Origin of the sequence: Novosphingobium silvae (assembly GCF_009856825.1) — a bacterium.
Taxonomy (GTDB): domain Bacteria; phylum Pseudomonadota; class Alphaproteobacteria; order Sphingomonadales; family Sphingomonadaceae; genus Novosphingobium; species Novosphingobium silvae.
The window spans coordinates 582,091-589,417 of the sequence record NZ_WVTD01000001.1; the positions used below are offsets into that span (position 1 = coordinate 582,091).

Consider the following 7,327-nt stretch of genomic DNA (forward strand, 5'->3'; position numbering starts at 1 on the left):
ATCCCGGGGAATAGGTGCCGGGGCGATGGACCGCATCGCTCTCCCAAGACACTGCCCGGCGCTCATGGTCGCCGCCCCCGCCTCCGGGCAGGGCAAGACGCTCGTCACCGCCGCATTGGCCCGGCGGCACCGCGACGCCGGTCGGCGGGTGAGAGTGTTCAAGTGCGGCCCGGACTTCCTCGATCCCATGGTGCTGGAAGCGGCCAGCGGATCGCCCGTCCACCAGCTCGACCTGTTCATGGGCGGCGAGGAGGAGTGCCGCGCACTGCTGCACGAAGCTGCGGGAGAGGCCGACCTGATCCTGGTCGAAGGGGTCATGGGCCTGTTCGACGGCAGCCCGAGCGCGGCCGATTTGGCGCAGCGCTTCGGCCTGCCGGTGCTCGCCGTGGTGGATGGATCGGCCATGGCGCAGACCTTCGGAGCGCTTGTCCATGGACTTGCGACCTATCGCCCGGGGCTCGACCTTCACGCCGTTCTCGCCAACCGGGTGGGCAGCGAACGCCATGCGCAGCTGCTTGCCCAGAGCGTGCCGGAAGGCGTTCGCTGGCTCGGCGCCCTTGCTCGCGAAGCCGCCGTCACCCTGCCCGAACGACACCTGGGCCTGGTGCAGGCAAGCGAATTGCCCGACCTTGACCAGCGGCTGGCCCGCGCCGCCGCGCTTCTGCCAGACGCCGCGCTGCACCTGCCGCCGCCGGTCGCGTTTCCTGCCGCCTCGCGCGCTGAGCCCGGCCGCCTCCTGCCGGGATTGCGCGTCGCGATAGCGCGGGACGAGGCCTTTGCGTTCCTCTACCACGCCAACATCGATTGGCTGGAGCGGGCAGGAGCGCAGCTCTCGTTCTTTTCTCCCTTGCGCGATGCCTGCCTGCCTGTTTGCGACGCCTTATGGCTGCCGGGCGGCTATCCAGAGCTTCACCTGGAGACACTCTGCGCGGACCGGGGCATGCTCGCGTCGATCCGCGCGCACCATACCGCGGCCCGCCCGATCCTCGCCGAGTGCGGGGGGCTGCTCTACGCCTGCGAAGCGCTCGACGATGGAAAAGGCGCACGCGCCGATCTTCTGGGGCTCTTTCCCGGCATGGCGACGATGCAGCCCCGGCTGGCGGCGCTCGGCATGCAGGAGGTCGATCTGCCCGGCGGCACCCTGCGCGGGCACACATTCCACTACTCGCGGATGCAAACGGCGCTTCCGCCTGTCGTCCGTGCCCGCACCCCGGATGGCCGACCGGGGGAGGCGATCTACCGCGCAGGCTCGCTCACCGCGAGCTACATGCACTTCTATTTCCCATCGGCTCCGGCCGCAGCCGCCCGCCTTTTCGCGGCTCAGGCCTCGACCGCCTGACCTTCCACCGATGCCAGCGGGGCAGGCGTGGGAAAGCGCGGCGTCTCGGTGATGCCTGGCTCCGGCACGAGGAAGAAGCGGCCCGCGGCGGCGCGGCTGCCCAGCGTCTCGCTCGAGGTCAGGCTGATCAGCCAGGGAGAGGCGACAAGGCCGACAATGATGGGCGAAAGCCACAGCGCCGTCATCGGGTCGAGCCAGGCGGTGGCGGCGAACGCCGCGCCCAGCAGCAGGTGCTCGCGAAGGTCGGGCAGGATCTCGCGCACGGTGATGCGCCGGGCATCGCGCGACTGCGTGTTCCAGCCCGCCGAGATGCCCAGCAGCAGCCCGAGCAGCGCCTTGGTCTGGGTCACCATGGTGATCGGGGCAAGCAGCATGCCCAGCACGATCTCGAGCGGAACGGTGCGCAGGATGGCGCCTGCACCGCCGAAGGCGCGTCGACGGTCGCGGTCCGCCAGCATCCAGATCGTGCCCATGACCTTCGGCCCGAACAGCAGCACCAAGGTAAGCGCCAGCACGCTCGGCGGAGCGAGAGTGACGAAACCTCCGGTGCCTTCGGCCGCCACCTGCCCGATCATCGTCAGGATCAGCAGCAGCCAGCCCGGCGAGGTGAGATAGGCCGAAGCACCGATGAGCAGGTGCAGGCGGCTGGCCCAGTGCAGGCCAGACGCGCCGAGCAGCTGCAGGTGCTGCAGGTTGCCCTGCATCCACCGGCGGTCGCGGATCGCCATGTCGACGATGGTCGGCGGGAACTCTTCGTAGGAGCCGCCGATCATCACCATGTGCACCGCCCACCCGCGCCGGCGCAGCAGTGCGGATTCCAGCATGTCATGGCTGAGGATATGGCCACCGAACGGCGGCTTGCCCGGCAGTTCGGGAAGGCCGCAGGATTGCGCAAAGGCGCGGGTGCGCACGATGGCGTTGTGGCCCCAGAAGTTCGATTCCGATCCCGACCACCAGAGCAGCCCGGCGCTGGCGATCGGCCCGTAGGCCTCGCTCGCGAACTGCATCCAGCGCTGGAACAGGGTGCGCGCATTGGTGATCATCGGCACCGTCTGGAGCAGGCCGATGGACGGGCGCTCCTCCATGATCGAGGCCATGCCGACGATGGTGTCGCCGCTCATCATCGAATCGGCATCGAGCACGAGCATGCACTCGTAAGCCGATCCGAAGCGCTTCACCCACTCGGCAATGTTGCCGGGCTTGCGGGCGATGTTTTTCTCGCGGCGGCGGTAATAGACCTTGATCGGTGCCTCGGCGGCAAGTTCGCGCCATGCGGCTTCCTCGCGCTTGCCGTGGAAGGGGTTGGAATCGCTCAGCACGAAGAAGTCGATCCACGGCGCGCCGCCCGCCGCCGCGATGGAGTTCGCCATGGCGCGCACGCGAGCGAAGACTTCCTCCACGCTCTCGTTGTAGACGGGCATCAGCACCGCCGTGCGATGGCGCAGGCTCGACGCTGGGCTGGGCAGGGCGGTGAAGCCCGGATGCTCGCCGGTGATGAGCTTGAGGAAACCGATCGTCGAAGTGACGAAGCCGAAGGCGATCCAGCAGAACAGCGGGACGAAGAAGGCCAGCAGCACGATCTCGATCAGGCTCAGCCCGTCGCGCGAAAGCTCCATGCGCACCGTGCTCGATGCGGCAAGGCCGATCACGGCCGTGAGGGCAAGCAGCAGCAGGCGCTTCACCAGCATCCCGTGCGGGCTGGTCAGCACCTCGCGGGCGCCGGGCGGATTGCCGTAAAGGTTCTGCACCGGCATCGCCATCGGAGCTTCGGCCGGCAGCATCGCCAGGGTCGGGACAGGGGTGGCGCTCATGCCGGCGTCCCGCTTTCCAGCGACTTGATGACCGTTTCGCTGAGCGCGGTGTCGCCCCGCTTGAGGTAGAGGCGGAACTGGGGCTGGCTCACGTCCTTGCTCCTCACGTCGATCATGACCCGCCAGCGCGCGCCGGACCCCGCGATGGGATAAGCGACGGCAGAGACGATGGCTCCCTTGGGCAGGTCCGTTTCGGGCGTGACCCCGCTTTCGCGGTCCAGCCCCGACAGGGCAGGGCCCGCGAAGTCGAACACGAACTTGCGCACGCCCGCTACCGGGGGCGCTCCGGGGATGCCGCCCGGCCCGTCGTAGACTTCGACGCAGCGCGAGGCCTTGTCGGCGGTGGGATCCTGCGATGTCCAGGTGAGACGATAGGCGAAGTCGCGCCGCTCGCCGGCCCTGGCGGGCTTGTCCCCGCGCCAGAACATGGCGACATTGTCGAGAGTCTCGCTCGCGGTCGGCATCTCGTAGAGGTACACCGCGCCCGCTCCCCAGTCGCCTTTCGGCTCCACCCAGAGCGAGGGGCGGCGATCGTAGAAGACGCCGTCGTCCTGATAATGATCGAAGTTCTGGTCGCGCTGGATCAGGCCGAAGCCCTTGGGGGCCTCCGCCCGGAATGCGTGGAGCTTGGCCACGGGCGGGTTCTCGAGCGGTCGCCAGATCCGCTCGCCGTTGCCGGCCCAGATGGCGAGCCCGTCCGAATCGTGGATCTCCGGTCGCCAATCGCGCTTGGCCGGCGGGCTCGACTGGTCGTACCAGAACATGCTGGATGCAGCGGCAAGGCCCAGCTGCTCCACGTTGCGCCGCATGAAGAGGGCGGACGTGACATCCTGCGTCACCGCATTCTGGCCCTTCCGGCACTCGAACGCATAGGCGCCCGCAACGCTGGGTCCATCGAGCAGGGCGTGAACGCGCACCGTGTCGGGCCCGGTCTGCTCGATCCAGAAGTGGGTGAAGGCGGGAAACTCCTCTCCCTTGGCAAGGCCGGTGTCCACGGCGATCGCCCGCGCCGAAAGCCCGTACTGATCGCGCGAACCGGAGGAGCGGAAGTAGCTCGCCCCTTGGAAGGCCAGCCAGTCGCTCCGGCCGGTGGCGTCCATCACCCGGAAGCCCACGGGATCGGTGTTGCTCCCGCCCACGAAGAGCCCGTCGGTGTCGATGATCTCGCGTGCCTGTCCGTTCTCCACGATGGCGATGCGCACCGGCTTGGGCGCCGTGCCGCGCGTTGCCGGGAACAGGCGGACGTTGCCCGCGATGGCCTCGCCGTTGCCGTAGGTCAGCTTCACGGCCGCGTCATAGTCGGCGGCGGCACGAGGCGAATCGGGTGTCTCGACGAAGGGCCTGCGCGCCAGAGCACGTGTACGCGCGACCAGCCTGTCCCACGAGAACGGGGCAGGCGCGCCCAACCTGCCGCTCACGGCAGCGCTCACGCCTTGCGGCAGCGCGCTTGCCGCCGCAAGCATTGCCATAAGCCTGACCGCATGGCGGCGCGACATCTGCCCGTCGATATTCAGAACTGACCCCTTTGGTGGCAAGTTGGCAATCGGTGCCCATACGCATGGGCCGCCCGATTGTTGCACTGCAAACCTTTCAGCGTCCTGACGCCTCGGGTCCACTCGTCCCGTCCCGCCAACCGATGATCACCTGTTGGCCCGGCTCCAGCCCGTTGGCGAACACCTCCGTCCGCTTGCCGTCGCTGCCGCCCACGGTGACGTAGACCCGGCGCGGCTCGCCCGCCTCGAGGATATAGATCCGCTCGCGGCGGCGGGCGTGCCGGTTGGCCGGATCGAACTGCAGTGCAGCATCGGGCACCAGCAGCACGCCGCGTCGGGCGGGAAGCTCGATCTCTACCGTGGCGGGCATGCCGGGCTTCACGCGGGGATCAGGCCGGGAGAGGGTGAACACCGCGCGCGGGGGGGTGGACTGCGGGGGCGGAGTGACGCGAAGCAGCGTCAGTGCGGCGGACTGGGGTACATCGGGAAGCGCGTCGAGCCGAACCTGCGCCTGCGTGCCCGCCTTGATCTGCGCGCTGGACTGACCGGCAAGGGGAACATCGACGGTCAGCGGAGAAAGGCCGGCGGCAATGGTGAACAGCGGCTGGCCCTGCGCTACCACCTGTCCGGGCTGCGCGTGGCGCATCACCAGCGTGCCGTCGATGGGCGCGCGCACCTCTGCGCCCGCCTGCAGCCTGCGATCGTCACCCAGCTGCAGCTGCGCCGCGCGGACTTCCGCCTTGGCGGAGGAGACGGCCAGTGCCGCTTGCCTCGCCTCGGTCCGGGCACGCTCGATCTCGTTCAGCGAGGGTGCGCGTCCGCCCGAACGCTTCCAGACGCTCTCGAACCGGGCAAGCCGCGCGCCCGTATCGTGCGCAGCGGCCTGCGCGCCTTCGAGCGAGGCCTCGGCGGCGGCGAGGCGAGAACGGTCGATCTCCACCGCGGTTTTCACCTGCCCTGCGTCGATCACCGCAAGCAGCTCGCCCTTGGAGACGGCTCCATTGGTCTTCGCAGAGGTCCACGTCATCCGCCCGGCCACTCCGGCCGGGACCGTCAGTTCGCCCGCTCCGCGCACGATCCCGCGCTCGGAAACCAGCGGCGTGAGGTCTCCTCTTTCGACGGGCGCGGAATAGTACGGGGAATCCTCGCCAGTGACGAAGCGAACGAAGAAGACGAGCGCGGCCAGCGCGGCGATCGCCAGCACCAGCAGGCTCAGCCAGTGGCGCAGCACATGCCGGGGCGAGGCTCCGAGCAGGGTGTCGAGCGGGGTATGGGTGTCCTGTTCAGTCACAAGCGGCCATCACCGTGATCGTTTCCGCCGTGGCGGGCGGATGCGTGCCCACAACCGGCGCAAGTCCTTCGCGCGCCCAGTCGCGATCCTGCCCGGCCCAGAGATCGAGCGTCGCCGCGATCCGGCCGGCGCGTGCGTCAAGCAGCGCCAGCTCGACCGCGTTAGCCGCAGCCTCGGCAACATAGAGAGTGGCGAAACTGCCGGCCCCGCCGCGATAGGCACTCCGCGCGTCACGAACCGTTCGGCGCGATTCCGCCAGGGCTTGGCCCAGCCTTGCCTCGCGCAGGATCTGGTCGGCCAGCTTCGCCCGGCGGGGATCGTCCGCCTGCGCCATGGCAAGCGGATCGACCGGCGGATCAGTAAGGGGCAAAGGGGGGGCGAGCCGGGCAGCCAGCGCCTCGGGCCTCTCGCCGACAAGCCGGGCAAGCTCGCCCACCGCGTCTTCCAGGCGGCCCTGCGCGAACCCGAGTTCGCCCTGGGCCACTTCGTCCTGCGAGCGGGCGAGTGCTCCGTCCAGAGCGGGAACAAGCCCTGCTTCCCGGCGGAACTGCGCGACTTCGGCGTTGTCCCGAAACTGGTTCCGCAGCGCACTGCGAATGGCGACGTCCTGCTGCAGGCGGCGCACATCGACGTAGGCAGCGGCGATTTGCCTTGCCAGGCGGGCACGGCGCAAAGCGACACGCTCCACGCGCTCCTCACGCGCGGCGGGACCGGGCGCCGTGCTCCTGTCGCCCAGGAACCGCCCGATCCGCGCACCGATGCGGCGGGCATCGCTTGCGGTCTCCTCGTCAAAGCTGCGAAGCGACGCGATCTGGCAGGAAATCTCCTGGCTGGCCTCGAGCCCCTGCCTGACGAGGGCGGCGAGCAAGGGGTCGCTCAGCTGCGTCCACCAAGCGGGTGCCGCAGGTTGCGCGCTCTGCACGGACGTGTCGCTTCCTGCCACGGCCGGAGTATCCGCCACGCGGCTGCCATTCGCCGTGCATGCCGCGCTCGCGAAAAGAAGGGCGAGAGCGGCCGGGCGCCCGGTGCGGGCTACTGTCATGAACTTTGTCGACACGGGCAACGCGATAGCACCTGGATGGTGTGAAGCAATCTTGCTGCGACAGCGAACGCCGCAGAAGGCCGCAGGCTGCAGTGCGGGCCACGCAAATGTGGGCGGAAGCATGCAAAGGGGCCAGAAGCGCCGGCTCTCCCTTGGAGTAGCTTCATCCGGAAACCTGCGGGAGAAGCTTGATACGCCGCTTTCATGAAAGTTTTTTGAAAAAGGGTGTTGACCGAATCGAGGGGTAGCTTTAGAGGGCCGTTCACCGCAGCGGAACGCACCGGTTTTACTGGCTTCTGCGGTTGCTGACATGACGGGCAACGTGCTCCTCGAGATAGAAATCGGGGATGT

Annotated in this window: 5 protein-coding genes; 1 reads left to right on the forward strand and 4 read right to left on the reverse strand. The window is 68.7% G+C overall.

Annotated elements, in window-relative coordinates; genetic code table 11:
• The first annotated feature begins 25 nt into the window (after positions 1–25).
• Entirely contained in the window at positions 26–1,339 is a 1,314-nt protein-coding gene (locus tag GR702_RS02850; RefSeq protein ID WP_202407995.1) for a cobyrinic acid a,c-diamide synthase CobB, read from the forward strand.
• Here the strand turns inward: GR702_RS02850 and mdoH are convergent.
• The 4 genes from mdoH to GR702_RS02870 all read right to left on the reverse strand — a co-directional run bounded on the left by mdoH (position 1,321) and on the right by GR702_RS02870 (position 6,976).
• Positions 1,321–3,150, reverse strand: coding sequence for a glucans biosynthesis glucosyltransferase MdoH (mdoH, locus tag GR702_RS02855; protein ID WP_160984406.1), 1,830 nt, complete (start codon positions 3,148–3,150; stop codon positions 1,321–1,323). The genes GR702_RS02850 and mdoH overlap by 19 nt on opposite strands.
• Positions 3,147–4,646 carry an OpgD/OpgG family glucan biosynthesis protein gene (locus GR702_RS02860; RefSeq protein WP_160984407.1) on the reverse strand — a complete coding sequence of 500 codons (1,500 nt, stop codon included), beginning with the start codon at positions 4,644–4,646 and terminating at the stop codon, positions 3,147–3,149. The genes mdoH and GR702_RS02860 overlap by 4 nt, the downstream gene beginning before the upstream one ends.
• Before the next feature lie 94 nt (positions 4,647–4,740).
• Entirely contained in the window at positions 4,741–5,934 is a 1,194-nt protein-coding gene (locus GR702_RS02865) for an efflux RND transporter periplasmic adaptor subunit (protein ID WP_160984408.1), read from the reverse strand.
• Entirely contained in the window at positions 5,927–6,976 is a 1,050-nt protein-coding gene (locus tag GR702_RS02870) for an outer membrane factor lipoprotein domain-containing protein (RefSeq protein WP_237449503.1), read from the reverse strand. The genes GR702_RS02865 and GR702_RS02870 overlap by 8 nt, the downstream gene beginning before the upstream one ends.
• Positions 6,977–7,327 lie beyond the last annotated feature (351 nt).